This window comes from Pseudoalteromonas sp. SG43-4 (assembly GCF_014164325.1).
Taxonomy (GTDB): Bacteria; Pseudomonadota; Gammaproteobacteria; order Enterobacterales; family Alteromonadaceae; genus Pseudoalteromonas; species Pseudoalteromonas distincta.
Genome location: NZ_JACJFB010000063.1, coordinates 1 through 430 on the forward strand (window position 1 = coordinate 1; position 430 = coordinate 430).

The 430-nt window shown below is 40.9% G+C and carries 1 rRNA gene; it reads right to left on the reverse strand.

The window, feature by feature from the left end:
• Positions 1-44 precede the first annotated feature (44 nt).
• Positions 45-159: ribosomal RNA gene (gene rrf, locus H5160_RS20165) — 5S ribosomal RNA — on the reverse strand.
• Between the last annotated feature and the right edge of the window lie 271 nt (positions 160-430).

The window sequence follows — 430 nt, forward strand, 5'->3', positions numbered from 1 at the left end:
TAAAAAAGCCCGACTATTTCTAGTCGGGCTCTCTACAATTTGAAGCCTGGTAATGTCCTACTTTCACATAGCAAATGCTACACTATCATCGGCGCTGTTTCGTTTCACTACTGAGTTCGGCATGGGATCAGGTGGGTCCAAAACGCTATTGTCACCAAGCAAATTAGGTGCAAAGGATCAATGACAAGCACGTAGTGCTACCATTTTCTTTGCGCAAGGTGCCTCAATGTTAACGCTACGCGCTAAGAGTCACCTCTAAAATTTGGAAAATATCTGATAATATTTTTTAAGTCTTTTCAGTAATATCTACTTTAGTTATATTAACTTCTGTCAAACTGTCGCATAAAACGCGTTTGGCGTTGTATGGTTAAGCCTCACGGGTAATTAGTACAAGTTAGCTTAATGGCTCACACCACTTCCACATCTTGCC